At 39.1% G+C, this 25943-nt stretch carries 23 protein-coding genes and 1 riboswitch; of the genes, 11 read left to right on the forward strand and 12 right to left on the reverse strand.

The window, feature by feature from the left end; genetic code table 11:
* The first annotated feature begins 45 nt into the window (after window positions 1-45).
* Window positions 46-3540, forward strand: coding sequence for a VCBS repeat-containing protein (locus EWU23_RS07035; RefSeq protein ID WP_166230215.1), 3495 nt, complete (start codon window positions 46-48; stop codon window positions 3538-3540).
* Here the strand turns inward: EWU23_RS07035 and EWU23_RS07040 are convergent.
* The 3 genes from EWU23_RS07040 to porW are packed head-to-tail and all read right to left on the reverse strand — an operon-like array spanning window position 3529 to window position 9437.
* Window positions 3529-5007 carry an FG-GAP repeat domain-containing protein gene (locus EWU23_RS07040; RefSeq protein WP_166230218.1) on the reverse strand — a complete coding sequence of 493 codons (1479 nt, stop codon included), beginning with the start codon at window positions 5005-5007 and terminating at the stop codon, window positions 3529-3531. The genes EWU23_RS07035 and EWU23_RS07040 overlap by 12 nt on opposite strands.
* Before the next feature lies 1 nt (window position 5008).
* Window positions 5009-7321 carry a penicillin-binding protein 1A gene (locus EWU23_RS07045; protein WP_166230220.1) on the reverse strand — a complete coding sequence of 771 codons (2313 nt, stop codon included), beginning with the start codon at window positions 7319-7321 and terminating at the stop codon, window positions 5009-5011.
* 1 nt (window position 7322) lies between these two features.
* Window positions 7323-9437, reverse strand: coding sequence for a type IX secretion system periplasmic lipoprotein PorW/SprE (gene porW, locus EWU23_RS07050; RefSeq protein WP_166230222.1), 2115 nt, complete (start codon window positions 9435-9437; stop codon window positions 7323-7325).
* A 91-nt stretch (window positions 9438-9528) separates the two neighbouring features.
* Between porW and EWU23_RS07055 the strand changes: the two genes are divergently transcribed.
* The 5 genes from EWU23_RS07055 (at window position 9529) to EWU23_RS07075 (ending at window position 15216) form a co-directional block, all read left to right on the forward strand.
* Window positions 9529-9714 (forward strand): AtpZ/AtpI family protein, encoded by a 186-nt coding sequence (locus tag EWU23_RS07055; RefSeq protein ID WP_166230224.1) that lies wholly within the window; start codon window positions 9529-9531, stop codon window positions 9712-9714.
* A 76-nt stretch (window positions 9715-9790) separates the two neighbouring features.
* Window positions 9791-11659: a penicillin-binding transpeptidase domain-containing protein gene (locus EWU23_RS07060; protein WP_166230226.1), complete on the forward strand. Its 1869-nt coding sequence runs from the start codon at window positions 9791-9793 to the stop codon at window positions 11657-11659.
* Complete coding sequence (rodA, locus tag EWU23_RS07065) at window positions 11656-12945, forward strand: rod shape-determining protein RodA (RefSeq protein WP_166230228.1); 1290 nt, start codon at window positions 11656-11658, stop codon at window positions 12943-12945. Before EWU23_RS07060 ends, rodA begins: the two co-directional genes overlap by 4 nt.
* A 13-nt stretch (window positions 12946-12958) precedes the next feature.
* On the forward strand, window positions 12959-14194 hold the full coding sequence (locus EWU23_RS07070) for an MFS transporter (RefSeq protein WP_166230230.1): 1236 nt from the start codon (window positions 12959-12961) through the stop codon (window positions 14192-14194).
* The gene (locus EWU23_RS07075; protein ID WP_166230232.1) at window positions 14194-15216 is read left to right on the forward strand and encodes a hypothetical protein; all 1023 of its coding nucleotides are present in this window, start codon (window positions 14194-14196) and stop codon (window positions 15214-15216) included. The genes EWU23_RS07070 and EWU23_RS07075 overlap by 1 nt, the downstream gene beginning before the upstream one ends.
* Here the strand turns inward: EWU23_RS07075 and EWU23_RS07080 are convergent.
* The 6 genes from EWU23_RS07080 to EWU23_RS07105 all read right to left on the reverse strand — a co-directional run bounded on the left by EWU23_RS07080 (window position 15213) and on the right by EWU23_RS07105 (window position 18621).
* Window positions 15213-15569 carry a DUF423 domain-containing protein gene (locus EWU23_RS07080; RefSeq protein WP_235942169.1) on the reverse strand — a complete coding sequence of 119 codons (357 nt, stop codon included), beginning with the start codon at window positions 15567-15569 and terminating at the stop codon, window positions 15213-15215. The two genes, EWU23_RS07075 and EWU23_RS07080, sit on opposite strands and share 4 nt — an antisense overlap.
* 60 nt (window positions 15570-15629) lie before the next feature.
* A complete protein-coding gene (gene atpH / locus EWU23_RS07085; RefSeq protein WP_166230236.1) occupies window positions 15630-16166 on the reverse strand; it encodes an ATP synthase F1 subunit delta in 537 nt (178 codons plus the stop codon).
* 25 nt (window positions 16167-16191) lie between these two features.
* Window positions 16192-16686, reverse strand: coding sequence for a F0F1 ATP synthase subunit B (gene atpF / locus EWU23_RS07090; RefSeq protein ID WP_166230238.1), 495 nt, complete (start codon window positions 16684-16686; stop codon window positions 16192-16194).
* A gap of 127 nt (window positions 16687-16813) precedes the next feature.
* The gene (gene atpE / locus EWU23_RS07095) at window positions 16814-17059 is read right to left on the reverse strand and encodes an ATP synthase F0 subunit C (protein WP_109322163.1); all 246 of its coding nucleotides are present in this window, start codon (window positions 17057-17059) and stop codon (window positions 16814-16816) included.
* A gap of 38 nt (window positions 17060-17097) precedes the next feature.
* Window positions 17098-18159 (reverse strand): F0F1 ATP synthase subunit A, encoded by a 1062-nt coding sequence (atpB, locus tag EWU23_RS07100; RefSeq protein ID WP_166230240.1) that lies wholly within the window; start codon window positions 18157-18159, stop codon window positions 17098-17100.
* A gap of 102 nt (window positions 18160-18261) precedes the next feature.
* Window positions 18262-18621, reverse strand: coding sequence for a hypothetical protein (locus EWU23_RS07105; protein WP_166230242.1), 360 nt, complete (start codon window positions 18619-18621; stop codon window positions 18262-18264).
* Between the two features lie 271 nt (window positions 18622-18892).
* A riboswitch (SAM riboswitch) is annotated at window positions 18893-19005 on the forward strand.
* Between the two features lie 8 nt (window positions 19006-19013).
* Here EWU23_RS07105 and EWU23_RS07110 point away from each other — a divergent pair.
* Together EWU23_RS07110 and EWU23_RS07115 are read left to right on the forward strand one after the other, a co-directional pair.
* The gene (locus EWU23_RS07110) at window positions 19014-20108 is read left to right on the forward strand and encodes a homoserine O-acetyltransferase family protein (protein WP_166230244.1); all 1095 of its coding nucleotides are present in this window, start codon (window positions 19014-19016) and stop codon (window positions 20106-20108) included.
* A gap of 2 nt (window positions 20109-20110) precedes the next feature.
* On the forward strand, window positions 20111-20908 hold the full coding sequence (locus EWU23_RS07115) for an SDR family oxidoreductase (protein WP_205753106.1): 798 nt from the start codon (window positions 20111-20113) through the stop codon (window positions 20906-20908).
* Here the strand turns inward: EWU23_RS07115 and EWU23_RS07120 are convergent.
* Window positions 20905-22095 carry a nucleoside permease gene (locus tag EWU23_RS07120; RefSeq protein WP_166230246.1) on the reverse strand — a complete coding sequence of 397 codons (1191 nt, stop codon included), beginning with the start codon at window positions 22093-22095 and terminating at the stop codon, window positions 20905-20907. The two genes, EWU23_RS07115 and EWU23_RS07120, sit on opposite strands and share 4 nt — an antisense overlap.
* A gap of 305 nt (window positions 22096-22400) precedes the next feature.
* Here EWU23_RS07120 and EWU23_RS07125 point away from each other — a divergent pair, with 305 nt between their 5' ends.
* Window positions 22401-22871, forward strand: a complete 471-nt coding sequence (locus tag EWU23_RS07125; RefSeq protein ID WP_166230248.1) for a DUF3592 domain-containing protein — start codon at window positions 22401-22403, stop codon at window positions 22869-22871.
* Window positions 22872-22926: 55 nt separating this feature from the next.
* A complete protein-coding gene (locus tag EWU23_RS07130) occupies window positions 22927-23757 on the forward strand; it encodes an inositol oxygenase family protein (RefSeq protein ID WP_166230250.1) in 831 nt (276 codons plus the stop codon).
* Between the two features lie 68 nt (window positions 23758-23825).
* Here EWU23_RS07130 and EWU23_RS07135 read toward each other — a convergent pair whose 3' ends face one another.
* Both EWU23_RS07135 and EWU23_RS07140 read right to left on the reverse strand, forming a co-directional pair.
* The gene (locus EWU23_RS07135) at window positions 23826-24338 is read right to left on the reverse strand and encodes a nuclear transport factor 2 family protein (protein ID WP_166230252.1); all 513 of its coding nucleotides are present in this window, start codon (window positions 24336-24338) and stop codon (window positions 23826-23828) included.
* A 17-nt stretch (window positions 24339-24355) separates the two neighbouring features.
* Entirely contained in the window at window positions 24356-25585 is a 1230-nt protein-coding gene (locus EWU23_RS07140; RefSeq protein ID WP_166230254.1) for a serine hydrolase domain-containing protein, read from the reverse strand.
* A gap of 121 nt (window positions 25586-25706) precedes the next feature.
* Between EWU23_RS07140 and yidD the strand changes: the two genes are divergently transcribed.
* Window positions 25707-25943: a membrane protein insertion efficiency factor YidD gene (yidD, locus tag EWU23_RS07145; RefSeq protein ID WP_166230376.1), complete on the forward strand. Its 237-nt coding sequence runs from the start codon at window positions 25707-25709 to the stop codon at window positions 25941-25943.

Consider the following 25943-nt stretch of genomic DNA (forward strand, 5'->3'; position numbering starts at 1 on the left):
GGAACTTGTTCCCACCTTTTTTAATTTTAGCCTAGCAATTATACAATGATGAATACACGCCAACTACTTTATTTTAGTCTACTTTTCTTCGGGATTATTTCTTGTAAAAGTAAAACGACCTTTGAACTACTGCCTAGTGATCAAACAGGCATTCATTTTTCCAATCAAATTGTCGAAAACGACACCTTGAGCATATTGAAGTATGAATACCTTTATAATGGTAGTGGGGTTGGAATGGGGGATTTTAATAATGATGGTTTATTGGATTTGTTCTTTTCGGGCAATCAAGCCAATGGAACTTTGTATCTCAATAAAGGAGAAATGAAGTTTGAAGATGTATCTAAAAAAGCTGGAATAGATACCAAGAACCGCTGGTGTGCCGGTGTTAGTGTGGTCGATATCAATGGAGATGGATTGCTGGATGTGTATGTTTCAGTGACCTTAAAAAATGCTGATAAAGACCGAGAGAATCTGTTGTTCGTCAACCAAGGTATCAAAGATGGGATTCCTACGTTTAAGGAAATGGCCGTAGCATATGGTATCAATGATTCTGGACATAGTCAGCATGCTGCATTTTTTGATTATGATAAAGATGGGGACCTAGATTTGTATGTTTTAACAGATAAAATCACGGAGTTTCCTTCACTTTTCCGTCCTAAAGTCAATGATGGTTCTTACCCCAATACCGATCGCTTGTACCGAAATGATTGGTCACAAACCTTAAACCATCCTGTATTTACCAATGTATCCAAAGAAGCGGGAATCACCTTAGAGGGTTTTGGTTTAGGAATCAATATCTGTGATATCAATCAAGATAATTGGCCAGATATTTATGTGACCAATGATTATGTGTCGGATGATATCTTATACATCAATAATCAAAATGGAACCTTTACAGATCAATCCAAGGCTTATTTTAAACATACCAGTTTAAGTGCCATGGGAAATGATGTGGCCGATATCAATAATGATGGTTTGGCAGATATAGTCGCCTTAGATATGCTTCCTAAAAGTAACGATCGTAAAAAGCAATTAGCCCCAGGAAATCACTACCAAACTTATTTGAACAGTGATACCTATGGATATACGTACCAATATATGCGTAATACCTTGCAGCTGAATGCAGGCAAGCAAGCAAATGGCCAACCCTATCCTTTCCAAGAAATTGGTTTGATGGCTGGAGTTGCCGAGACAGAATGGAGCTGGTGTCCTTCCTTAGCTGATTTTGATAATGATGGTTATCGTGATTTATTGATTACCAATGGATTTCCTAAAGATGTTACGGACCGTGATTTTATGTCGTATCAGGCGGAGTCAAAACGTTTGACATCTGAAGCGATCATGTTAGAAAAATTACCTGTCATCAAAATCAATAACTATGCCTTTAAAAACATGGGGGGCTTGAAGTTTGATGATGTGAGTGCCAACTGGGGAATTAATGTAGCCTCTTTTTCCAATGGAGCGGTATATGGTGACTTGGATAATGATGGGGATTTGGATTATGTAGTCAATAATATCAATGATGAGGCTTTTGTCTATAAAAACAATACCGTTGACCAAGAAAAAGAGAAATCACAGTTTTTACGTGTAAAGTTTGAAGGGAAAGGTAAAAATGTGTTGGGAATAGGGGCAAAAATTGAAGGTGTTTTTGCGGATGGTTCTCGCTTCTATTACGAAAATACTCCTTATCGTGGATATTTATCCAGTGTGGAAACTGTTGCCCATATTGGTTTAGGGTCTAAATTAGCCATTAAAGAAATGCGCATTTTTTGGCCAAATGATTCTATGCAAGTGATTAAAAATCCAGGGAAGAATAAAGTAATGACGGTGAAAATAGGGGATGCTAAATTACCTATTCAACCTATGTTTGAGCAAGAAAAACCTCTTTTAGAAGATATTAGTGGAAGTCTACAAGTCACAGACGTTCATAAAGAATATGATTTTGTGGATTTCAATTTCCAAATATTGACTCCTTTTAAATTATCTCAATTAGGACCAGGTTGTTCGGTAGGAGACATCAATGGAGATGGATTAGAAGACTTTTTTGTCGGTGGGGCGAAGTTCTATTCTGGCCTTTTCTATGTACAGCAAGCCAGTGGCAAATTTGTTTCGAAGCCATTGGACGGGGCGTTAGAACAACCTAAAAAGATGGGAGAGGATTTAGGTTCGTTATTAGCTGATTTTGATAAAGATGGGGACCTAGACTTATACATTACTCGGGGAGGAACGGAAGATAAAGCCAATTCACCAAGTTTTCAGGATGTTCTTTATAAAAATGATGGCAAGGGGAATTTTATCTTGGATGCAGCAGCATTGCCCGTTTTCTTAGAGAGTAATTCCGCAGTTAGATCCATCGATTTTGATCGTGATGGGGACTTGGATCTATTTGTAAGTGGTAGAAATGTGCCATTTGAGTACCCTAAAGGAACTGTTTCACGATTATTACGTAATGATTCTAAGCTAGGGCAAATTAAATTTAGTGATCAAACGGCTCAGTGGGCTCCCGAACTATTGCAAGAATCCTTGATTTGCGATGCCATTTGGACTGATGTGAATCAAGATGGTTGGGTGGATTTGGTCTTAGCAGGGGAATATGTACCTATTCAGGTATTTGAAAACCAGAAGGCTAAATTGAAAAAACTGGATGAGACTGGACTGGAAAAATATACGGGCTTGTGGGCTTCAATTACTAGTGCCGATTTTGACCAAGATGGTGATATGGATTTTATTGCAGGTAATATGGGTAAAAACACCATTTTACGAGCTTCTAGTAAACAGCCGGTGGAAATAGTACATGGTGATTTAGATGGAAATGGATTATATGATATATTCCCTTTTGTGTATTTCCAAAGCCCCAAAGGCTTATATGAGTCTTATCCTTTGTTTGGTAAAGATGATACGCATAAGCAATTGAATGCCACTCGTGCCCGCTACGTGTATTATAATGACTTTGGTAAAGCCAAGCAAGAAGACCTATTTACCGATGCAGAAAAGAAGAAATCATCTAAAGTATCCTTTACAGAAAACGCCTCTGTTTATATAGAAAATGTAGGAAAAGGAAAGTTTGTGGTGCATGAATTACCTGCTATGGCACAGGTTTCTGCATTGAATGGAATGCAAGTGATTGACATTAACCAAGATGGCTATCTAGACGTATTGTTTGTGGGAAATAATTTTGGGAATGAGGTTTCTACCGGGAGATACGATGCGTTTAATGGCGGTGTGTTATTGGGGGATGGTAAAGGGAAATTCAGATACCAGCCAAATTCAGGTCTATTTGTACCTAGTGATGCTAAATCATTGGTTAGTATTCAGTTAGGAAAGGATCAATTAGGGTTTATAGCCATGCAAAATAGAGGGGCTATGCACCTGTTTAAACCTGTTAAAAGCTTTGTTCCATTAGCTAAAGCAGGGAAAGATTATACTTACCAATTCATGGGTAAGAAACAAAAAGTAAACTGGAATTATGGCTCTTCCTACTTAAGTCAAAGTGCTCTGGCTCAAGGTTTTGTGCCGAAAGGCGCTAGTTTAACGAATTAAATTCTTGAAATAGGTCAGTTGAAGTCCAGGAGTCAATTTGGTTCCTGGTTTCACTGCTCCAAATTGGTAGTTGCCTAAAATGATATCGATGTCTCCATCTTTATCGATATCGCCAGCATCCATGCAAATGTAATGCCCACCATCTCCGATATTTAAATTACTAACCTGGAAAGTCATATTTCCTTGGTTTTGAAAATATAGAAAGTTCTCATTACGTCCTTGATCGTTTTCAGCAAAAAAGGCAATCATCGCTAAATCTACATCGCCATCTTGGTCAAAATCCCTAGCTACTGTTTTGGATGCACCATATGAGGGATAAAAATAGCCCTCTTTAAAGTTATTTCTTCCGTCATTTAGGTACACATGGACTCCATGAAATGCTTTTTTGGAGCGGGAGTAATCGGCATTATCTCCGTTGGAAACGATGATGTCATCATGCCCATCTTTATTTATGTCGGCCACTTCCATATAACTGCTACCAAAAACCGAGTCAAATTGTAATAAGGGTTTTTCGACAAAAATACCTTGACCTTTATTGATGAATAGCGAAACTCCCTCACGAGATTGGGCCATTAATACCAATAAATCAGGTTTTCCGTCACCGGTATAATCTTTAATCACGACATTACGTGCTCCTGCTTGGGCTTTTAATACATGTCGACTTTTATTTTTCCCATCAATCCAGGTTAATTGACCTCGTTCAAAGCCATATTCGCAGATCACAAAATCTTGTATGCCATCGCTGTTAAAATCACTGATTTGTATATCTACGGGTCTTTTGAGAGAATCAACCATAGCCTCCATTTTACCTTGAGGATTGATTCCGTACATTTTTCCAATTTTCTCATCGTTGGGGTACATTTTGCCAATAGCCAGTAGGTAAGGCTTGCCCGATAATATTTGAGTTAATGCCACTGGGCTTTGGGTTTCAATGGTCTTTTTTACCTGCTTGTTGGCATCCAAAACCCATAAAGTACGGTTACGGGTTCCTGCCCAAACTTCTGGTTTGTCGGGATGAATTCGAAGGGAAATAACAACACCTAGCTGATCAGTTTTAGAAATATAGGATTCCTCTTTAAAATGCAACGTGGAAGTGCTGATGGGACTTCTTTGCTTTTGAGGAAGAGGTTTTTCAGGGGCATTCTTGACATAATAATCCACAATGGATTGCCAATCTTTTTCGCTGATTTTAGGGTCTAGCGGGTAGATGTCCATTTGCAAAGCACTTTGATATTGCTCTTCGGATATTCGAGTCATTAATTGAAAACGGTCACCAATACCTAGACGGTATCCCATTTCTGGTAAAACACCCTCTTTCCAGGTCTTTTTATCGAGTAAGGAAGGGTCAGGAAATTTATGGCAAGAGGAACAGGTCTCTTTGGCAAGAGCTTCACTTTTTTCTTCAGCACTTTGTCGACAAGCAGTAAATACAGTTGATAAAATGAATAGGGAGGCAATTAATCGCATGTTATTGAACATTGGTATTTTGAACGGCCGTAGAATCGATGCCCACTTTTCCACTACAAGAGAAATCGAACACAAATTTTTCGGGCTTTAGGAAAGGCATTTTTCGATACCCTTCAATGGCTAGTGATTGATCAGAATAAACTTTTTCCATGAACTTGGCATAGGCTGGCATGGCCATTTTGGCACCTTGACCTAGGGCTAATGATCTAAAGTGGATACTTCGGTCATCTCCACCCACCCAAACTCCAGCCACTAGTTTCTGGGTTACGCCCATAAACCAGCCATCGGAGTAGTTGGACGTAGTACCTGTTTTTGCTCCAATTTCATTGCCTGCAACAATAGAAGTTCTTTTTAATCCTTCCGCGGTGCCACCAGGTTCCTGAACCGCACCTTGTAACATGTAGGTCATCAGGTAGGCAGTTTCTGGTTTAATGGCCGCTTTGGCAGTTGGAGAGAATTCGCGTAGCACATTGCCGACCTTATCCGTAATTTTCAAGATTAAAATGGGCTCAATTCGCTCGCCTGCGTTAGCGAAAGTACCATAGGCAGACACTTGCTCAAAGACAGATACTTCAGAGGCTCCTAGGCAAAGGGATGGGCCTTCATACAAGGGACTCGTTATCCCAGCTTTATGGGCAAATTCAGCAATTTTCTGAGGCCCCATTTCTTTCATTAATTTGGCTGAAATCGTATTGATGGATAAGGCCATCGCTCTTCTTAATTTGAGCTTTTCATAGCTATATTTTCCATCGGAGTTTTGAGGTGTCCACGTTCCATTGGTGAGTCCATCTTCTTCTCCAAAAGTCACCGGTTCATCGATCAATTCATCGCAAGGAGTAGCTATCTCATTTTCTATGGCTGCCCCATAGACAAAGGGTTTGAAGGTAGATCCAGGCTGTCTTTTACTTTGGGTAATGTGGTCAAATTTAAAGTACTTATAATTAATGCCCCCAATCCAAGCCTTCACGTGTCCGTTGGTTGGGTCCATGGCCATAAAACCACAATTCAAAATTCGCTTGTAGTAATTTAAGGAATCCATGGAACTCATGGTGGTGTCAATATCTCCCTGGTAAGAGAAGACAGTCATTTTCACCTTTCTATTCAATTCTTCCCAAACTTTGAATTCATCATTATTGTAAGCAGCCATCAATTCACGGTATCGGTCGGTGCGTTTCATGGCATCTCTCAGGAAGCCTTTAATTTCCTTCATTTCTTCATTCACCCAAGGGTTTCTTCCTTTCCAATGTGAATAGAACAAGCTTTGCTCCGCCTTCATATGCTCTCGAATGGATTCATCTGCATATTTTTGCATGCGGGAATCGATGCTCGTATAAATGCGTAATCCCGAAGTATACAGGTTGATTTGTTGGTCTTCCGGACGATCGGCATTGATTTCTTTGATGACAGATAAAATCTGTTTTCGGATACTTTCTCTGAAATAAGGAGCGGCTCCTGTATTTTGATTTTCTACTTTAAACTTTAGGTTCAAAGGACCTTCCATCATGCTACGAGCGTCATCTTCCTGTACATAATCGTATTTAGCCAATTGACCTAAAACTACATTTCGTCTTTCTAAGGTCTTTTCAGGTCTGATCCTCGGATCATACAGTGAAGGATTTTGTAATAAACCAATTAAAGTAGCGGCTTCGGGTAAGGATACCGTTTTTACATCTTTTTGGAAATATGTCCGACAAGCCACTTGAATGCCATAGGCATTATTACCAAAACTCACTTCGTTGAGGTACATGGCCATGATTTCCTGTTTGGTATAGCGTCTTTCTAATTTGATGGCCAATATCCATTCCTTGATTTTGGCAATGGCCGTTTTTAAACCACCAATTTTCATGAGTAAACCCATGTAAAGTGGATCGTCTTCCCCAAACTCCACTGACCGAGTATGAAATAAATTTTTAGCTAATTGCTGAGAAATGGTACTTCCTCCACCAGATGTTCCAAAACTTAAAACCACCCGCATCATAGAACGCATATCAATACCCGAGTGTGTGGTAAATCGTGCGTCTTCTGTGGCCATTAAGGTATTGATAATGGTGGGAGAGAGGTCTTCAAACTCCACGGGATTCCGGTTTTCTCTAAAGTATTTGCCTATTTCCTGACCATCTTCTGAAATCAATAGGGATGCTTCCTGACTTTTGGGGTTTTCTAGTTCATACAGACTAGGCATTCCGCCAAATAGCCAAAGGAAATTAAAGTTGACAGCCGTGATAAACAGGACAGCAAACAGCGTTGTGCCCAATAGAAATTTATACGTAAATCGAATCAGTTTTAGATATTTTCCCTCTTCAAATTCGAACATGTTAGTTTTTATTTTTGGTATAGGCTTTCAATAAAGCTTCAGCCTCCGTTGTTAATGGGCTTTTTGGGAAAGCCTGAATGAAGTTTTTCAAATTATTTTGGTAGCTGGTAAATTCCTTTAATCCACCATAGCAAAGCGCTTTTAAAAATACGACTTTATCTTCTAAGTTACTACCTGGAAATTGTTGTAAGATTTGTTGACATTGACGTGAGGCCTCGGAATAATTGTAGGCTTTAAATTGCCCATAGGCCATTTCATAAGCCTTTTGTGCCGCCAATTCATTGCTTTCTGTCAAACTTCCATTTTCAATTTTTAAGATTAATTGTTTGAAATAGGCTGTTGGGAAACGGTCAAATAAATTATTTCGGAAGTTTTTTTGTTCTGGAGAATCTTTGTCGCTGCTTAAATACAATAGGTAGAGCGCTTCGGCTTCGTGGCTTGTACCTGGGTAATTAGTCAATAATTTTTTTAATAAGATGCTGGCTTGTTCCTTTTCTCCCAACTCTAGTCGTACAAATTTCCCTAACTCAAATAAGGCATCTTCTTCCCGTTTTTTTACTTGAGCTATTTGATTTGGGCTTTTGGGAATGGAGTTTAGCCAAATTTGCAAGGAATCGCTCACTACAGGATTATTACTAAGGGTCTTCGAGTTTTCCGAAGGAGTAGTAGCATTATTTTGTGTCAAATCCACAATCCGGTTAGTCAAGTTGTTGTTTTTATTTTTACGATTCCAAAAATCTTCTAAGGTTCGAACGCCCCATTTATTACTAAATTCTTGTTGGCCTTGTATTCTTGCTTGATCATTATTGAAGTAAAAGCTTTGTTGTTCTGGACTGGCAGGTCTACGGGTAAAAACGACATTACTTTGAACTTGCACCGTTTTGCTCATTAATGAATCCGCTTTTCTCTGTTGTTTTTTTTGCGTCTTTTGGTACATGTCTGTTAACTCTACCAGAGACATATTGCTTAATTTCAGTAAAGAGTCTTCTTGACTTAGCGCCTTGCTTACTTGCAGGTAGTTGGTCCAAGTTGTTTTTAGTTTCTGAGTAGCAGTATAGGCCGGATGATTTGGGCTTAGGTATGTCGCGGCACTATCATAGTATTTGGCAGCATCATCAAAGCGTTTCAACTGTTTAGCAAATAGATTACCTAATTGTAAATAAAGCTCTCCTCGGTCGCTACCGCTTTTACCTCCTTTAGTCCAATAGTCTTTGGCCTTATCAAACTCCTTATTTTTGAAATAGATTTCACCCAAGGCTGCGTATAAGGCAGGAACATGGTCCTCATTCTTAGGCTCACGAATCATTTTTTCTAATTCTTCTGGCGCATTGTTTAATTGATGTACAGCCAAGGTTGCATGGAATTGTAATTCATAACTGGCCTTTGATTTTTTTATGGCCGCATAATTTTCCAATGCCAATTTGTTTTTTCCTTGTGACTCAAATAATTGGCCTAAAATATAGTAAAGTCGGGCTTTTTCTTCTCCCGATGAAAGTGAAGGAATGATTTCTTCCAAGAGTGCGATGGTAGGAATCACTTCGTTTTTACTTTGGTGAAAATAGGCTCTAGACAATAAGTAATTATTTTTCTGTGCCTGGCTAAGGTCTAGACTTTGAATGAATTCACCCACTTTTTCTGCCGAAGTGAAATCATGTTGATGGATATAAATTTGGTATAAATGAATCAGCGAAGTACTTTGAGAACGAGGGTCATTATCAATGGAGTTGACAAATTTGAAAGTCTCTAATGCATTTTTATAATCTTTTTTGATGTAGCGCCCCCAGCCAATCAAGGTATAGGCATCATCCACAAAATGGGAATTTTGGTGACGATCAATCACCAAAGAGGCCTTTTTGATGACTAGATCAATGTCGGCGGCATGCTGTTGGCCAAAGGTCGAATCAATGGCAGGAATGATGGGAAGTATGGATTTGTAATCCTCCTTATGTTCTTCCCAAAACTTCTTTTGGATGGTCTTTTTTAAGCGATCAGCCTGCCAAATGGCATTGTATTTGGCATTCAGGTTATGAAATGCGACGGCAGCAGGCTTCGTGCTCTGTTGGGAACATGCACTCACTAGAGCTAATAATCCGAGAAGCCAATATTGTCTAATCATGTAGAAAACCAAAATTGTTCAAATTTACAATTTATCTCAACGAAAAAGGGATAAATTTAGCGTGGCTTTACGATTAATTTAATTCAAACCAATGAACTCTTACCAAAAATACATAGGAGCGGCTTTTCAAATGTTGGTAACCATCCTGTTGGGAGTTTGGTTGGGTAGGTATTTGGATGGATATTTTCATATGGAAAAGCCTTGGTTGACCATTGTTTTTTCTTTAGGCTCCATTGCCATTTCCATGGTAGGATTGATTCGAAGTTTGCCAAAATAATTGCGAATTAGCTCGATTTATAAGCCGATATATTTCTGTAAATTGCTGAGATTTTCCATATTAACTCAAATTTTCCGTGTTCGAGGGTCGTAGACAAATTCTTTTGTTGTTCTTTATCATCATTGGATTGGTGTTTATAGGGAAGTTGTTTTTCCTTCAAGTAATCGATGATAGTTACGAAAAGGCGGCCGACAATAATGCCATTCGAAAAATCATACAAATACCTTTTCGAGGGGAGGTATATGACCGCCACAATAAACTAATCGTTTATAACACGCCAGTGTATGATTTATATATCACGCCGCGCAAGGCACATGTACGAGATACCCTACAATTTTGTCAACTTTTTGGAATAACCAGGGCTTATTTTGATTCTACTTGTAAGCAAGCCAAAGCCTATTCTCGGGTGAAACCTTTTCTATTTTTGAAACATTTATCTAAAGAGGATTTTGCCCGTGTACAAGATGCCATGGTCGATTTCCCTGGATTTACCTTTACTACTACGGCTTTTAGAACCTATCAATCCAAGGCCTTTTCCAATGCATTGGGCTATGTGGCGGAGATTAATTCGAATTCGCTTCAAACTCAAAAAGATGATTATTACCGTCAAGGGGATTATGTGGGAGTATCTGGAATAGAGAGTTTTTACGAAGAAGATTTACGGGGACAAAGAGGGGTGAAATACCGGATGGTGAATAGTAATGGAGTGGAAAAGGGAGATTTTAAGGAAGGACGTTTGGACATTCAACCCATTGCTGGGAAGAATTTATATACTGGAGTTGATATTGGGTTGCAGGAATATGCCGACAGTTTAATGCAGCATAAGGTAGGTTCGGTGGTGGCTATTGAGCCAGCTTCGGGAGAGATTCTGACCATGGTGTCAGCACCTTCTTATGATCCCAGTTTATTGGCGGGGCGTAATTTTTCTAAGTATTACCAGGATTTGGCTTTGGATCCCATGAAGCCTTTATTGAATCGTCCACCCTCAGCGTATTATCGACCAGGCTCCACATTTAAATTGATTCAAGCCTTGGTAGGTTTACAGTTAGGGATCATCACCCCGAGCAGTGTATTTACCCACGCTGGCGCTCCTGTCAAGTGTCACTCGCACAATACTTCTCACAATGATTTGCACAATGCGATACAATGGTCTTGTAACCCCTATTTTTATCATGCATTTCGAAAGATCCTGTATGAAGATACCCAAGGAAATACCTATGAACGTTCCGCACAGGGTTTACAGCGCTGGTCAGAGTTAGTGGCCAATTTTGGTTTTGGAAGAAAGTTAGGGGTGGATTTAGGCAATGAGAAAAAGGGGATTTTGCCCAATGTCGAATATTACAATAAGGTATACAAAGGAGAAAACACCTGGAAGTTTTCCAATATTTATTCCTTGAGTATTGGAGAAGGGGAGTTGGTCGTGAATCCTTTAAAAATGGCCAATGTGGCTGCCATCATAGCCAATCGTGGCTGGTACGTTCCTCCTCATTTGGTCAAGGCTATTGGAGATAATAAAGTGGTGGATCCATTTTATAAAACCCCCGTTTCTGTGGGGATAGATGCCAAACATTTTGGTGTGGTGATTGAAGGAATGAAGGATGCTGTTTTGCATGGAACTGTAGGAGGCGATGGTAAAATTCCAGATATTGTGATGTGTGGTAAAACGGGAACTTCCCAAAATGCCAAAGGAGAAGATCACTCGGTGTTTATTGCATTTGCGCCGAAAGACAACCCTAAAATTGCCATTGCCGTTTTTGTGGAAAATGCGGGTTTTGGTGGTTTTGCAGCGGCGCCTATTGCATCCTTAATTATTGAAAAATATTTGAAAGGAAAGGTTGATAGAAAGGCGGTGGAAGAGAAGTTTATGAATAAAAGCTATCTTCCTAATGTGTTGTCCGTGACAGGTCTCAGACCTTCGAAAACTAAAAAAGACACCTTAAAATGAGTAATCAAAACCAATTAGTGAGTAAGGTTGATTGGATTACCGTATCCCTTTATGCCTTATTTGTGTTAGCGGGTTGGATGAATATTTATTCGGCGGTTTACAATCCTGAGACTCATTTATGGATTTTTGATGCCAAGTTTTATGATTCCAATGCTGGGAAGCAGTTGATTTGGATTGGGACAAGCTTGTTGCTCATTATTTGCATTTTTGCCATTGATTTTCGTTTTTTTGAAGCTTTTGCACCCATCATTTATGCCAGTTTTATTGGGCTATTGATATTGGTGCCTTTTTTAGGGGTTACCATCAACGGTTCTCATTCCTGGTTTAAGTTTGGTTCGATTACCATTCAACCGGCTGAATTTGCTAAGACCGCCACGGCCTTATTATTGGCCAAATACATCAATGAACCTCAGGTGAATTTATCCAAATGGAAAAATCAATGGATCGCGGCTACCATCATTGGGCTGCCGATGATACTGATTATAGCGTCCAATGAAACGGGTTCAGCTTTGGTTTTTGCGTCCTTTTTGATCATGCTTTACCGAGAAGGTTTACCAGGAGAATACCCCGGTTTATTCGTTGGAACCGTGACCATCTTTGTATCAGCTTTGCTGTTGAGCCCTTGGACTATTTTGGCCACATTAATTGTTATCACAGGAATTATTATTGCACTTTCTCCTATTTATATCCAACGGTTGAAGCAAACCTATATCAAGGCTGCTTTATTTATTGTGGGTATCATGTTCATGGTTTTTTTGGTTGACTTAGCCGTCAATAAAGTATTAAAAGAGCATCAGCGTAATCGTATCAAAGTACTCATTGATCCATCTTTTGACCCTCGGGGATTAGGATATCAGGTAACGCAATCCAAAATTGCTATTGGTTCGGGAGGTTTTTGGGGCAAAGGTTACCTTCAAGGTACGCAAACCAAATTTGATTTTGTCCCTGAGCAAAGTACCGACTTCATTTTTTGTACCATTGGGGAGGAGCATGGCTTTTTTGGAGTCATGGTGGTGATATTATTATTTGTGGCCTTTTTATGGCGGCTCATGTATTTGGCAGATCAGCAGCGGTCCCGATTTGCTCGGGCTTATGGATATGGAGTGGTAGGAATTCTCTTTTTCCACTTTTTAGTGAACATTGGTATGACCATTGGTTTAATGCCCATCATGGGTATTCCTTTGCCTTTTTTTAGTTATGGAGGTTCCTCCCTTTGGTCATTTACCATACTATTGTTTATATTTCTGAAATTAGATTCGCATCGTTCGGATATGCTTTCGCGTTAATTACCTTAAACCTATGATAGAAGAAAAATTAAGTTCTAAAGCTAAGCTGTTAATTGCCGTTGCCGCCCTTGGATATTTTGTAGATGTTTATGATTTAATTCTATTTTCTGTGGTTCGAAATCCGAGCCTTAAGAGCTTGGGACTTGTGGGACCTGAATTATTGAATCAAGGACTTAATCTGATGAATATTCAGATGGGAGGGATGTTACTAGGGGGGATTTTATGGGGTATTTATGGAGATAAAAAAGGAAGGAAATCGGTTTTATTTGGTTCCATTTTATTGTACTCCATAGCCAATGCCCTAAACGGTATGGTGCATGATTTAGATACGTATGCTTGGTTGAGGTTTCTAGCTGGTATAGGTCTGGCTGGTGAATTAGGAGCGGGGATTACTTTGGTTAATGAAACATTACCTCCATCCAAGCGCGGAATAGGCACGTTAATCATTGCAGGGGTTGGGGCCTCTGGGGCTATTTTTGCTCCAATCGTTTCCAATTTTAGTTCAGATCCAGAATGGTGGAGAACCTGTTATTATATTGGAGGAGGCATGGGATTGGCTTTATTGCTGTTGCGTTTAGGCACCTTTGAATCGGGCATGTTTTTGGAATTGGAGAAGGATGTCAAAAGAGGTAATTTTTTCCAATTGTTTTCCCATGGAAATATTTTCAAGAAATACCTGTATTGTATTCTAATGGGCTTACCTATTTGGTACATCATTGGAATCTTGGTCTTTTCATCCCCTGAGTTATTACAGAGCATGGGTTTGAAGGGTGTGATTACGGGAGGTGATGCCATCATGTATTGCTATTTGGGCTTATCGGTAGGGGATTTTGCTAGTGGATATTTAAGTCAAGTATTAAAAAGTAGAAATAAAGCAGTCATGAGCTATTTAATCATTGCCTGGGTTTTGACTATTTACTTCTTATATGCGATGTCAGATATTTCCGTAGTCTATGGCAACATCATGATCACCCTATTAGGTTTTTTCGGTGGCTATTGGGCCGTATTTTTAACGAGTTCATCCGAGCAGTTTGGAACAAATTTGCGTATGACTGTGACCACCACTGTACCTAATTTTGTACGGGGAGCTTTGATTCCAATTAGTTTATTGTTTAAGTTTTTAATTCCAAGTGTAGGCATGGTGAATTCGGCGGCTATTGTTGGGGCACTTTGTTTTGGATTATCGATTTGGTCAGTTAGTCAATTGAAAGAGACCTTTGGTAAATCATTGGATTTTATTGAAGAATAATGGCATTAATATCAAGGAAGAAAAACCTGTATCGAATTAATAATCAGCTGAGGCGCTACTTACACAAGTATGGTCGCGAGCATGCCATGAATATTAGTTACCAGGATTTACTTCGTTATGATAATGCGATTACCTTGTATGATAAAAATGGGCATGATACTTTATGGGAAACCGTATTTTATTCCCCAGCTGATCAGGAAGAAGTCCATGAATCCCTGAAAAACATTTATGCAGATTTAAAGACCGACGGTAATGAAGGGGTTATCAAGCACTTGGTGATTGATCGGGTTGACTATTGTACCTATGGGAATACGCATCCTTTTCGGATTCGGATCGTGAATAAGGTGAATGATATTTTTGATTATTTCTACATCAAGGTAGCGGATGCATCCCGGGTATATGGTTTGGAATTGGAACATATTCTTTCTCCCAACCGCATCAATTACGTTACTTACGATAATACCTTGGTAGAGGAACATATTGCTGGTGTACCTGGTGACGTATTTTTGAAGCAAGATTTGGAGAATGACTTGGAGTCGCCCATTCGTTTAGCTAAGGAGTTTGTGAAGTTCAATGAGCGTTGTTTGGTGCAGCTTTTGGGGGATATGCACAGTACGAATTATGTGGTTATTACAACCCCTGATTTTGATGATATCTATTATCGGATTCGCCCAATTGACTTTGATCAACAATGTTATGAAGGCAAGCGTTCGGTGTATTTACCTCAGTATTTTAAGCAAAATAATCGCCTGGTGGAGTTGGGCATGAAGTTCATGACTCCAGAATCTGTTTGGCAGTATCAAATTGAGGAAAGATCGATGATTGCGAGTCGACTGAAATCCGAGAGCCAGCGGGTGTATGATTTGATGACGGTGATGGCCAAAGACGATATCGCGCCCGTGGAGAATATGGAACAATTACGCTTGGATTTAGCTCGTCATTATAATGATGAGCGTTTTTTAAGTTGCAAAACGATGGGCGAAATTGTGTGGAGCAGTTTAGAGCTGGTGATGCGCCATTAAGCCTTTTGGTAGGCTGCCATGGCCATGCAAGAAAATCCTAAAATCAAGGATAGCCCACCGATAGGTGCTACCGCACCCCATATATTTTGTTGAGTAATGCAAATTAAATATAAGGCTCCTGGGAAAATGATACTTCCTGCCAACAGAAGATAAGAGGCTAATTTCAAAAAGCGATTTCCGGAATTGATTTGCCAAATACCTAGTAATAGCAAGGCTAAAGCTCCATACATTTGGTATTTAGAAGCTGTTTCAAAGGTGTCTAGTCGTTGTGTAGATACTAAATAGGCTTTCCAAGCATGTGCACCAAAGGCACCAATGGCAACGGATACGGTGGCTAAGATGGATCCGGACATTAAGCAAAATCGTTTCATGAGAAAGGGATAAAAAAAGCCTTGATGAACAAGGCTTTTAATTTATGAGGCGAAAGAAACTTTTAAATCGTTAAGTTTCCGTCGAATAGAATCATCTACTTGTTTGTCTCCTACGCGTAGGATAAATCCTCCAATCAGAGATTCGTCAATGAACTCATGTAATTGAACATCTTTACCAGAATATTCTTTGACAATCGCAATCACTTTGTTGCGTTGCTCTTCTGTTAAAGTAGAAGATGTCACCACATCCGCTTTTTGGATTCCTTTATACGAGGTATATAATTCAATGAATTGTTTGGCAATAGCAGGCAAGAATTTTTCTCTATTTTTTCGCGTAATAATTTCAAAGATAGAATAAGACACAGCATGGAATTTATCTTTGAATAATTTACTCAAGATTGTCATTTTAGTGCCGTGCTTGATAATAGGGCTTTTAAACGCTAGTACCAATTCTTTGCTGTTTTGGCAGGTTTCTTGGAAGCTCACCATATCTTGGTAAACATCTTCCACCACCTTTTTTTCAATGGCTAAATCGAGCAAAGATTTAGCGTAACGGTGGGCAACAATTAACTCAGACATTTGATCAAATTTAAGGTGTTGCTTCTTATTTTAATGTGACATCAGCTATCCACTCAGAAACTAATTTTTCTTGAGCAGCTTTGTCTTTCAATTGGCTTTTTAATACTTTCTCAGCTAAATCAAGGGATAGGCTAGCTGCTTCCTTACGAATCGAGGCTACAGCGGCTACTTTTTCTTGTTCAAATGCTACGCGAGCTTTTTCAATTTCTTGATTAGCGGCAGTTTGAGCATCTAATTTGGCTTGAGAAATCATGGCATCAGCAGCTTCTTTTGCTTGTTTGATTAAAGCATCACGATCAGCACGTGCAGAAACAAGCAATTGCTCATTTCCAGCTTTAAGCTCAGCCATTTCTTTCTTTGTCTCCTCTGAAAGTTTGATCGCTTGGTCGATAGACTCTTCACGCTCATGTAATGATTGAATGATAGGCTTCCAAGCAAATTTTGCTAGAAGAAAAAACAAAATTCCGAATACGAGAATTTGCCAAAAGATAAGTCCAAAATCTGGGGTAATTAACTCCATACTTGTGTATAATTAAGATGTTAGAATCTTCTTAAAAACGCAATTTGGTGCCTAGTGCGACCAAATTGCGCTTGAAAATAAAGGAGTCTTTTGCCAAGGCTAACCCGAGGCATGACCTGGTGTTGAATTACTTTAAAGTAACCAACAAACAAATTACTGCTGCGAAAAGAGCAACCGCCTCAACGAAAGCAGCTACGATCAACATCGCACCTTGGATTTTTCCTGAAGCTTCTGGTTGACGAGCGATAGATTCCATAGCAGAACCACCGATGTTACCGATACCTAAACCAGCTCCAACTGCAGCTAAACCAGCTCCAACACCTGCAAGACCAGTTCCTACAGAAACTTCCAATAAAATTGATAAAAGAGACATACTAATTGGGTTTATGAATAAAAATTAAAATACAAATTCTAGTGATGGTGTTCTTCAATAGCAGAACCAATGTAAGTAGAAACCAACATGGTGAAAATAAAGGCTTGAATGAAGGCCACAATCAATTCAATCACGTTCATGAATAAAGAGAACGGTACTACTGCAATACCTAAAGCAGCATTTTCAAAAATAAAAATCAGGGAAACTAGACTCAATAAAATGATGTGACCTGCGGTCATGTTAGCAAACAAACGCACCATTAATGAGAAAGGCTTCATGAATACACCTACAATCTCGACAGGAGTCATGATGAATAACATCCATTTTGGCACACCTGGCATCGCAAATACGTGTGTCCAATAGGTGGCTTTACCATTTAAGTTCGTTACAAAAAAGGCAATAATCGCTAATACGGCTGTTACTGCGATATTTCCTGTTACGTTAGCTCCACCTGGAATTAAGCCCAACATGTTGTTGAACCAAATGAAGAAAAATACCGTCAATAAATACGGCATAAAACGACGGTAGTGTTTTTCGCCAATGTTGTTTTTTGCTATCTCGTCACGTACAAAAATGATGATAGGCTCAAATAAGGATTGAATTCCTTTAGGTGCGCGGTGAGGATTTTCTTTGTACGTTTTACCAATACCGATGAAAATACTTAGTAATAAAACGGCTGAAAGTAATAATGAAGCTACGTTTTTGGTAATAGAAATATCGTAAACAGTCTCACCATTTTCAGCATGGATTTTGCCATGTTCTAATTTTAATCCTTGATAAGGCACTTCTTCATGATGTTCGTTTTTGAAGTTAGCAGAAGAAAATACCTGCAAACCAGCCGATTCTGTGTATACGATACAAGGTAGAGGCAGGGTTGCATGGAAATGCCCAATTGTAAAGAAATGCCACTCATGCTCATCGGCAATGTGGTGTAATATCATTTTTCCAGCATCGAATTTCTCTTCTTGCTGAGGAGCATGTTCGGCGGCTTCTGCAGCAGCAGGCTCATTGGCCCATGCGGAGAAACTGAAAAGGGAAATGAATAATCCGAGGATTATATTTGAAAAATACACTTTTTTGAAAATGGACTTACCCGACATCTTAATGCTCGCTTTTACTTTAATTTCTTTGATTAATAGAGCTAATTCATTGATTAGCTGGATGTAGAAAAGGATTTTTGCGACTTTTGGTCTTGGCCTTTTCTAAAAACGTCGCAAGTTACGAAGCAAACCAATTATTTCAAAATTTGTACTACATAAATAGAGTACAAAAAAATTCCCCACAAATAAGATCATTTCTGGAGTCCCTATATAGCCAAAAACGCCGATAAAAATGAGGCTGGCAATGAAGCGGATGGCCAAGGAAGCCATATGGAAAGGAATGAATTTTTCACGATCATTTTTCCAACCTATTTGATGTAAGGCATGACTTAAATAGGCTAGAAAGAAAAAGAAGGCCCAGATGAACTTGGCATCTGGATGTAACCAAGAAGATAAACTACTTTGATGAAGCCCCCAAAGTACCAATCCCAAACCTCCATAAAAGCTGATTAATTTAATCATGGTGCAAATATCTGAATTATGTGTAATAATGTCATCCCTAGCCAAACTAAATTATTCTTTTGCCAATATCTAGATAATAATTATCAAGTATAAAATTAAATGTGCGGAATACTGGATTTAGCTTTGTGAACTTATGAATTGCCAACTTAGATTTGTCAACTTTTCAAAAGTTGACAAATCTATTCGGTTCGACTCAATTCAGCGATAATTTTGGAATTCTTCCATTTCATCCTTTACTTTGCAATCCGAAGTCAATCGCACAAGCAGCATTGATTTATAAAGAAGAAGGGAGAGACTAGGCTCAATGAACTTCTGGCAACCAGTTGAAAAACTAAGGTGCTAATTCCTACCCCAGGCAAATGCCTGTTTAGGGAAATATAAACTATTTGTACATGCAAGCTGAGTTTAACCAATTTCATTCTTCATCCTCTTTTGCCCTAGAAATGGGCAGTGTTCTTCCTTCCATTCAATTGGCCTATGAAACCATGGGTAAATTAAATGCCCAAAAAGATAATGTCGTTTGGATTTGTCACGCTTTTACAGGAAGTCATGAAGTGTCGGATTGGTGGCAAGGGCTTGTAGGATCAGGTAAACTGTTTAATCCCGAAAACCATTTTATTGTTTGTTGCAATATCTTGGGATCCCACTATGGATCTACTGGTCCGCTTTCTACCAACCCATTGACGGGAGAGCCGTATTACCATAGCTTTCCAACCGTTACCATTCGGGATGTAGTCAATAGCTTTGAATTACTCAGAAAGAATTTAGGGATAGACCGCATCAAAACCTGTATTGGAGGGTCATTGGGTGGTCAGCAAGCCTTAGAGTGGTCCATCATCCAACCTGATTTAATCGAGAACCTCATATTAATTGCTACTAATGCTGTTCACTCCCCATGGGGTATCGCATTTAATGAATCTCAAAGGATGTCCATCGAGGTAGATCCTACCTGGAAAGAATCTCAACCTAGAGCGGGTATTGAAGGAATGAAAGCAGCTCGTGCTACCGCATTAATTTCCTACCGTAATTACGAAACCTATCAAATTACACAAGCTCGACAAGAGAACACCACGGGGGAATCGTTGCGAGCGATATCGTATCAACGGTATCAAGGTGAAAAATTGGCTAGCAGATTTAATGCCTATTCCTATTATATTTTGTCAAAAATGATGGATTCGCAAGATGTGGGTAGAAATAGAGGGGGTGTGGTTAAAGCTTTGAAATCCGTGAAGTCCAAAACCTTAGTCATTGGTATCAAGTCGGATGCTTTGTTCCCTATTGTGGAACAAGAATATTTGGCCAAGCACATTCCTGGGGCATCATTTCAAGTGATAGATTCCCTTTATGGTCACGATGGTTTTTTAATCGAAAGTGGTTTGATGACCAAGGCAATTCGTCTATGGCAAAAACTACTTCGTTTGGAAGTGAATCCTATGGCCGATTTTTTCAAAGAATTAGAAATTAGACATATTTCTTACGCTTCTTAATCATGAAATTTACCAATCAAGTTGTTTGGATCACAGGTGCTTCCTCTGGCATTGGTGAAGCTTTAGCGCAGGCCTTTGCTCAAGAAGGGGCTCATCTGATTTTATCGGCTCGTCGAGAAGCGGAATTACAGCGAGTAGCGAGTCTTTGCCAAGCTTATGGTCATTCCGTGCTGGTTTTGCCTTTTGATATGACGCAGTTGGATCAACATGATTTGATGCTAGAAAAGGTCTTGTCTACCTATGGACGTATCGATATCATGGTGTTGAATGCGGGAGTTAGTCAACGGTCCTTTGTGGAGGATACGCATTTGGAAGTATATCGGAAACTGTTTGAGATTAACTTCTTTTCTATTGTAGCATTGACTCAGAAGTTATTGCCTGTATTTAAACAACAAAAGTCGGGGACATTTGTTCCTATAGCTTCGGTGGCTGGCAGAATTAGCACTCCCAGAAGAGGAGCCTATGGAGCATCAAAGCATGCATTAATTGGATTTTTTGATTCAGTACGTGCAGAAACGTATGACCAAGGAATCCACGTTTGTACCATATTGCCAGGTTATATCAAAACGAATATCTCCTTACATGCTATGAATGAACATGGAGAAGCTTACGGAAAAATGGATCCCAATCAAGCAAAAGGGCTAGATCCAAACTTGACAGCCCAGAGAATTGTTCAGGCAGTTTTTGCTAAAAAGAAAGAATACTTTATCGGAGGAAAACTGGAGGCGCTCGGTTTATTAATCAAGCGCCTCAGTCCATCCTTATTATTTTGGATGATGAGAAAAATCAAAAATACTTAATTCGCAATTTCTTTTTTCTCACTGAAAAATAGAATAAACAAGACTAATACCAAGCCGGCAATTGCTGCTGGAACCATCCATACGGCTTGCCAATCATGTACTCCATTAACGGTATAATGGTCTAAAACGATTCCTGATAATTTGGAACCAATCCCCATTCCTACTCCATAAGTTGCTAAGGTAATTAATCCTTGCGCAGCATTCTTAACCTTCTCACCTGCTTTTTGATCGGTGTAAATTTGACCCGTTACAAAGAAAAAATCATAGCATACTCCGTGTAGGATAATACCGATGAATAAAATCCATTCCGAACTGATTCCATCTCCGTAACCAAAGCACAAGAAGCGGATTACCCAGGCCACCAAGCCCACAATTAACATTTTTTTAACTCCCAAACGCGTAAAGGCCAATGGAATCAATAACATGAAAATAACTTCGGAAGCCTGACCAAAGGACATTTTGTTTTCTACATTTTGCATGTGCGAATCCGTCAGAGAGGGATTGGCCATGGCATAGTAAAATGATAAGGGGATGCAGATTAAAATGGAGGAAACAAAGAAGATTAAGAAGGAGCGATCTTTAAATAATTTCAAGGCATCCAGACCTATGATTTGTGCTATCGATGAGTTTTTGTCCGCTTTAGGAGGCGTGTCTGGAAGGAAGAAGGCGTAAATGCCTAAGATAAATGAACTAATCATGGAGATTTGGAATATAGCCACTTGATCTCCTAAAGCTAAAAATCCGATGATATTAGTGACCACAATCCAAGCAATTGTTCCTGTCACCCGAATACTAGGGAATTCTTTTTCCGGATTATTCATTTGGTTCATGGCTATAGAATTAGACAAGGCTAAGTTGGGAGCGAAGCAAAGCGTATAGGCCAGGATATACCAAAAGAAAGTTTCAGGGTCTTTATTTTGACTTAAGAAAAACAAAATAATACCACCCAAAATATTTAAAACGCCCATTACTTTTTGGGCAGAAAAAAAACGATCAGCGATTAATCCAACAAAAAAGGGTGCCGCAATGCAGGCTATCGAAAAAGTGGTATATGCATTACCAACCTGATCACCAGTGGCGTGTAAAGTGGTTAAAAGGTATTTACTCATTTGACCATACCATGATCCCCAAGAAAAGAACATTAGGAACATCATGGTCATCAACTGAATTCGAGTGCTGTTTTTCATTTTAGCGTATTTTGAGTGAACCAAAAATACAAATTTGAATGAATTTTACTTCTTTTAGAAAATATTTTTTAGACTCATTCGGTGATTAATTTGAACTCTATAATTACCGTTTTTACTTTTTTTTGATTTCATCACCGAAATTTTAAACCTGAAAAATAGAAATGCATCAAAATATATCAAAAATCAGCCCAAATGGGATTATGCTCCTTTCGGTGCCTATGGCTTAAGTATTTGATTTTCAGTGATATTTGTTGTTAGTTTGGCCAAAATTCAGGGTTTAAATTACCTTTTTGATTAATATTCACATGGAATTGAATTTCATTTTTTTGATTTCAGCTAGGCCGACAGGCAATTTTCAGGGCTCAACGGCTTTGTTTATGACCCTATTTGCTATCATTGCCTTAGTGCTTTTAGGAGTAGGAGGAAGGTTATATCAAAAACGTAAAGCTTGGATAGAACATAGTAAATTAACTTACGGTAAGGTGGTAGAGATTTCTCGTCGCTATGCCCGCGGAGATCACGCTGGCCGTTTTCCTATCTATTTTCCTATCGTATCTTATCATGTTAATGGTCTGGAATTTCGTCGAGAAGCAGAAAGAGGATTGATGAAAAATTATGAGATTGGTCAGGAAATTCCGGTACGTTATTTATCTGAAAAACCCTATGAGGCCTCTTTGAATGAGCAATCTGTGCCTGTTTTGAGTCCTAATGTATTTTTTATCCTCGGAATACTGATGTTAATCAGTGCGATTATTTTATCAGTTATACACCCCTAATTTTTATTTTTAAAATCTTAGTTAGTAATTTGTATAGCAAATTATTTAGATCACCATGGAAACTACTATTGCCAAGGATAAAAGTGAATTTAGAAATTACGAGCAGGGAGATATTACTGCTGCCGTAAAAGAGCATTATAGAAAGATGCGTTCGCGCCAAACCTATGATTATGTTCAGAAGATGAAGAAAAAGTATTTGACTTTTGAACGTCCAATGGATTTATGGGAAATGATGGAGCGTTTAAATGCCTTAGTGGACGTTAGTGATCCAGATTTAAATCTTCCCAATGTGATACATTTATTGCAAACAGCCGAAGGTCTTCGTGCTGAGGGTCGTCCGGATTGGATGCAATTAGTAGGATTGATTCATGACTTGGGTAAAGCCATGTATTTATTCGGTAGTGATGAAGATGGTACTTCTCAATCAGAGCAATGGGGACTAGTAGGAGATGTTTTTGCAGTAGGCTGTAAATTCCCAGATTCTTGTGTATATCCCGAGTTCAATGCCTTGAATCCTGATTCATTGGTAGATTTATACAATACAGATTTAGGTGTTTATGCTCCAGGCTGCGGATTAGATAATTTGGAATTAGCTTGGGGGCATGATGAATACCTTTACCAAGTGTTAAAAAACCATAAAGACAATAAAATCCCTCATGCAGGTATGGTGATGATTCGTTATCACTCATTCTATCCTTGGCATACGGGTGGTGCTTATAAGCAGTTTATGAATGCTGAGGATGAGAAATACTTAGACTGGATTAAGGATTTCAATAAATATGATTTGTATACCAAATCACCTAAAGTGCCTGATTACAATGAGTTGAAGCCATATTATGAGCCGATTGTTGAGAAGTACTTAGGTAAGGGACCTATCTATTGGTAGATTCTACGTTGATACAAATAAAAAAAGGTCTGAATTTTTTCAGACCTTTTTTATGGAGTAAAATTAGTTTACCAGCCATCATCCTTTTTCGGCTTAACCACTTTCTTGTTGGTAGTAGCGGGAGTTTTGGCGGCAGCTATTCCCGCTGATCCTTTTAGTTGTACGCCATTATCTACCCGACTGAATACACGGCATACAATTTTCCATTCATCATTAACTTTCAATAAACTCAATAAATCGATGTATTTGAAATCTTGGAATTCTAATTCAACCGTGGCTGTAGCTGAAATGCCTGCATAGGAATAGGCCACTAATTTTGTCGTAGCTTTAGCTCCACCAGCGGGAGTATTCCGGATGAAGTTTCTTACGGGAAAATCTTGGATTTTACCTGTGCTAGCATTGAAAGTTCGTAAAATGGCTGTTGGGTGAAATGCTTTACCTAATAAAGCCGTATCTCCTTTGGTTATGCCATCTAAATAGGCATTGACTGTGCTTTTAATGGCATCATCGTCTTGTGCCCAGGCCAACGTACTGAAACATAGGAAGGCTAGACAAGTGATTAAAGTAGTTTTGATTTTCATGATTTTGTCGAATTTAATTATATGCCCCCTGTAAATTCCATGGGAAGAGCCTCGCCTTTCATAAACAAAGCTGTTTTTTCAGGATATAGAATCGATTGAACGATGTTTACTTTCCCCAAAGAATGGTTGGCCATATTACCTAAAATGATGATGGCAGAATTGTCTTTGGCATTGTGTAAATAATAATTTTTAAAACCATGCCACCAGCCTGTATGGTAGGTAAGCCATTCTCCATTATCTAATTGAGTTAATCTCCAACCGAATCCATAGTTTTTAGGTAGTATATTGGGCGTACGGTGTTGCGGAGAAAAAGCTTCTTCCAAGGTACTTAATTTAACGAGGGACTCCTCATTTAAAGCCATATCCCAGTGATGCATATCATCCACTGTCGAATAAATTCCTTTATCTCCCACTACGCCATCTAGGTGGTCAAATCCGACCACAGCAGGTTGGCCTCTTCTGGGGGAATATCCAGTAGCAGCCGTTTTTAACATTTCTGGATGCATGGGGTCATACACAAAGCTATTATGCATCCCTGCAGGTTCAAAAATATGTTTCTTCAAATATCCCCGGAAATCCTCCCCGCTTAAACGCTCCACGATATACGCTAGTAATAAGTAATTGGTATTGTTGTAGCTAAATTTCGCATTCGGGCGATAGTCGATTCTGGGTTTTAAGCGAATCATCATGTCGACAACCATTTTATTGGTCAGTGGACTTTTTTTATCGTAAAATTTATCTAGGCAATAGGCATAATTGGGTAAACCAGAGCGGTGAGTTAATAAACTACGGATGGTTAAGCTGGAATCATAGGGAAAACCAGGGACATGCTTGTAGATAGGATCGTCGTAATTAAGTTGGTTTTTTTCCTTCAATTGCATGATGGCCACTGCAGTAAACTGCTTGGAAACGGAGGCCAACTGAAAATGAGTTTGGGTGGTTAGCGGGTTTTTGGTGAAGTAATTGGCGAAGCCAAATGCTTTTTTGTATATGATTTTACCGTATTGCGATACGAGTACCACCCCATTGAAACCTGTTTTGGAATGAAGTTTTTGAAAAAAGGTATCTAGTTTAACGGCCTTCTGCTTAGCTACCGATGGATTATATAAGGACGCAATGCTATCATTTCTTTTTTCCGAGGCAGAACTGAACTCAAAAAGGTGTTCTGGCTGATGAGAACAAGACAGAATCCCAATAAATGCACTTAGTGAGAATAAAAAGATGGATTTGGGGAGATTCAATTTCATGAACGTATGGGTCTTTTTATGCTTCACAATATAGTAGAAATGTATAGTTAATTCAACTCAAATGCGGTAAAAACCAATAAAATTGATTAAAAAGACTTATTTTGGGAAATCATTGATCAAAATGGGAATTATTTCGAACCTCATACGCCATTTCATGTTATTGCTCCTTCGACTTTACCAAGGAATGATTTCTCCCTTTTTGCCCAATGCTTGTCGTTATACTCCCACTTGTTCTGAATATGCTAAACAAGCATTAATTAAACACGGAATTTGGAAAGGAAGTAAATTGGCGGCCAAGCGCATAGCCCGTTGTCATCCCTGGGGCGGAAGTGGTTATGATCCAGTGCCAGAGGATTAA

The organism is Aquirufa beregesia (genome assembly GCF_011090385.1).
In the GTDB taxonomy this organism is placed as follows: Bacteria; Bacteroidota; Bacteroidia; order Cytophagales; family Spirosomataceae; genus Aquirufa; species Aquirufa beregesia.

What these genes read in the sequence shown, in the direction of transcription:
- EWU23_RS07110 (WP_166230244.1), top strand. Translation starts at nt 19,014, where the DNA reads ATGCAAGCTGAGTTTAACCAATTTCATTCTTCATCCTCTTTTGCCCTA.
- rodA (WP_166230228.1), top strand. Translation starts at nt 11,656, where the DNA reads ATGAGTAATCAAAACCAATTAGTGAGTAAGGTTGATTGGATTACCGTA.
- EWU23_RS07120 (WP_166230246.1), bottom strand. Translation starts at nt 22,095, where the DNA reads ATGAAAAACAGCACTCGAATTCAGTTGATGACCATGATGTTCCTAATG.
- EWU23_RS07075 (WP_166230232.1), top strand. Translation starts at nt 14,194, where the DNA reads ATGGCATTAATATCAAGGAAGAAAAACCTGTATCGAATTAATAATCAG.
- EWU23_RS07135 (WP_166230252.1), bottom strand. Translation starts at nt 24,338, where the DNA reads ATGAAAATCAAAACTACTTTAATCACTTGTCTAGCCTTCCTATGTTTC.
- EWU23_RS07040 (WP_166230218.1), bottom strand. Translation starts at nt 5,007, where the DNA reads ATGCGATTAATTGCCTCCCTATTCATTTTATCAACTGTATTTACTGCT.
- yidD (WP_166230376.1), top strand. Translation starts at nt 25,707, where the DNA reads ATGGGAATTATTTCGAACCTCATACGCCATTTCATGTTATTGCTCCTT.
- EWU23_RS07070 (WP_166230230.1), top strand. Translation starts at nt 12,959, where the DNA reads ATGATAGAAGAAAAATTAAGTTCTAAAGCTAAGCTGTTAATTGCCGTT.
- EWU23_RS07055 (WP_166230224.1), top strand. Translation starts at nt 9,529, where the DNA reads ATGAACTCTTACCAAAAATACATAGGAGCGGCTTTTCAAATGTTGGTA.
- EWU23_RS07035 (WP_166230215.1), top strand. Translation starts at nt 46, where the DNA reads ATGATGAATACACGCCAACTACTTTATTTTAGTCTACTTTTCTTCGGG.
- atpF (WP_166230238.1), bottom strand. Translation starts at nt 16,686, where the DNA reads ATGGAGTTAATTACCCCAGATTTTGGACTTATCTTTTGGCAAATTCTC.
- EWU23_RS07080 (WP_235942169.1), bottom strand. Translation starts at nt 15,569, where the DNA reads ATGTCCGGATCCATCTTAGCCACCGTATCCGTTGCCATTGGTGCCTTT.
- porW (WP_166230222.1), bottom strand. Translation starts at nt 9,437, where the DNA reads ATGATTAGACAATATTGGCTTCTCGGATTATTAGCTCTAGTGAGTGCA.
- EWU23_RS07045 (WP_166230220.1), bottom strand. Translation starts at nt 7,321, where the DNA reads ATGTTCGAATTTGAAGAGGGAAAATATCTAAAACTGATTCGATTTACG.
- atpE (WP_109322163.1), bottom strand. Translation starts at nt 17,059, where the DNA reads ATGTCTCTTTTATCAATTTTATTGGAAGTTTCTGTAGGAACTGGTCTT.
- EWU23_RS07130 (WP_166230250.1), top strand. Translation starts at nt 22,927, where the DNA reads ATGGAAACTACTATTGCCAAGGATAAAAGTGAATTTAGAAATTACGAG.
- EWU23_RS07105 (WP_166230242.1), bottom strand. Translation starts at nt 18,621, where the DNA reads ATGATTAAATTAATCAGCTTTTATGGAGGTTTGGGATTGGTACTTTGG.
- EWU23_RS07140 (WP_166230254.1), bottom strand. Translation starts at nt 25,585, where the DNA reads ATGAAATTGAATCTCCCCAAATCCATCTTTTTATTCTCACTAAGTGCA.
- EWU23_RS07125 (WP_166230248.1), top strand. Translation starts at nt 22,401, where the DNA reads ATGGAATTGAATTTCATTTTTTTGATTTCAGCTAGGCCGACAGGCAAT.
- EWU23_RS07115 (WP_205753106.1), top strand. Translation starts at nt 20,111, where the DNA reads ATGAAATTTACCAATCAAGTTGTTTGGATCACAGGTGCTTCCTCTGGC.
- atpB (WP_166230240.1), bottom strand. Translation starts at nt 18,159, where the DNA reads ATGTCGGGTAAGTCCATTTTCAAAAAAGTGTATTTTTCAAATATAATC.
- atpH (WP_166230236.1), bottom strand. Translation starts at nt 16,166, where the DNA reads ATGTCTGAGTTAATTGTTGCCCACCGTTACGCTAAATCTTTGCTCGAT.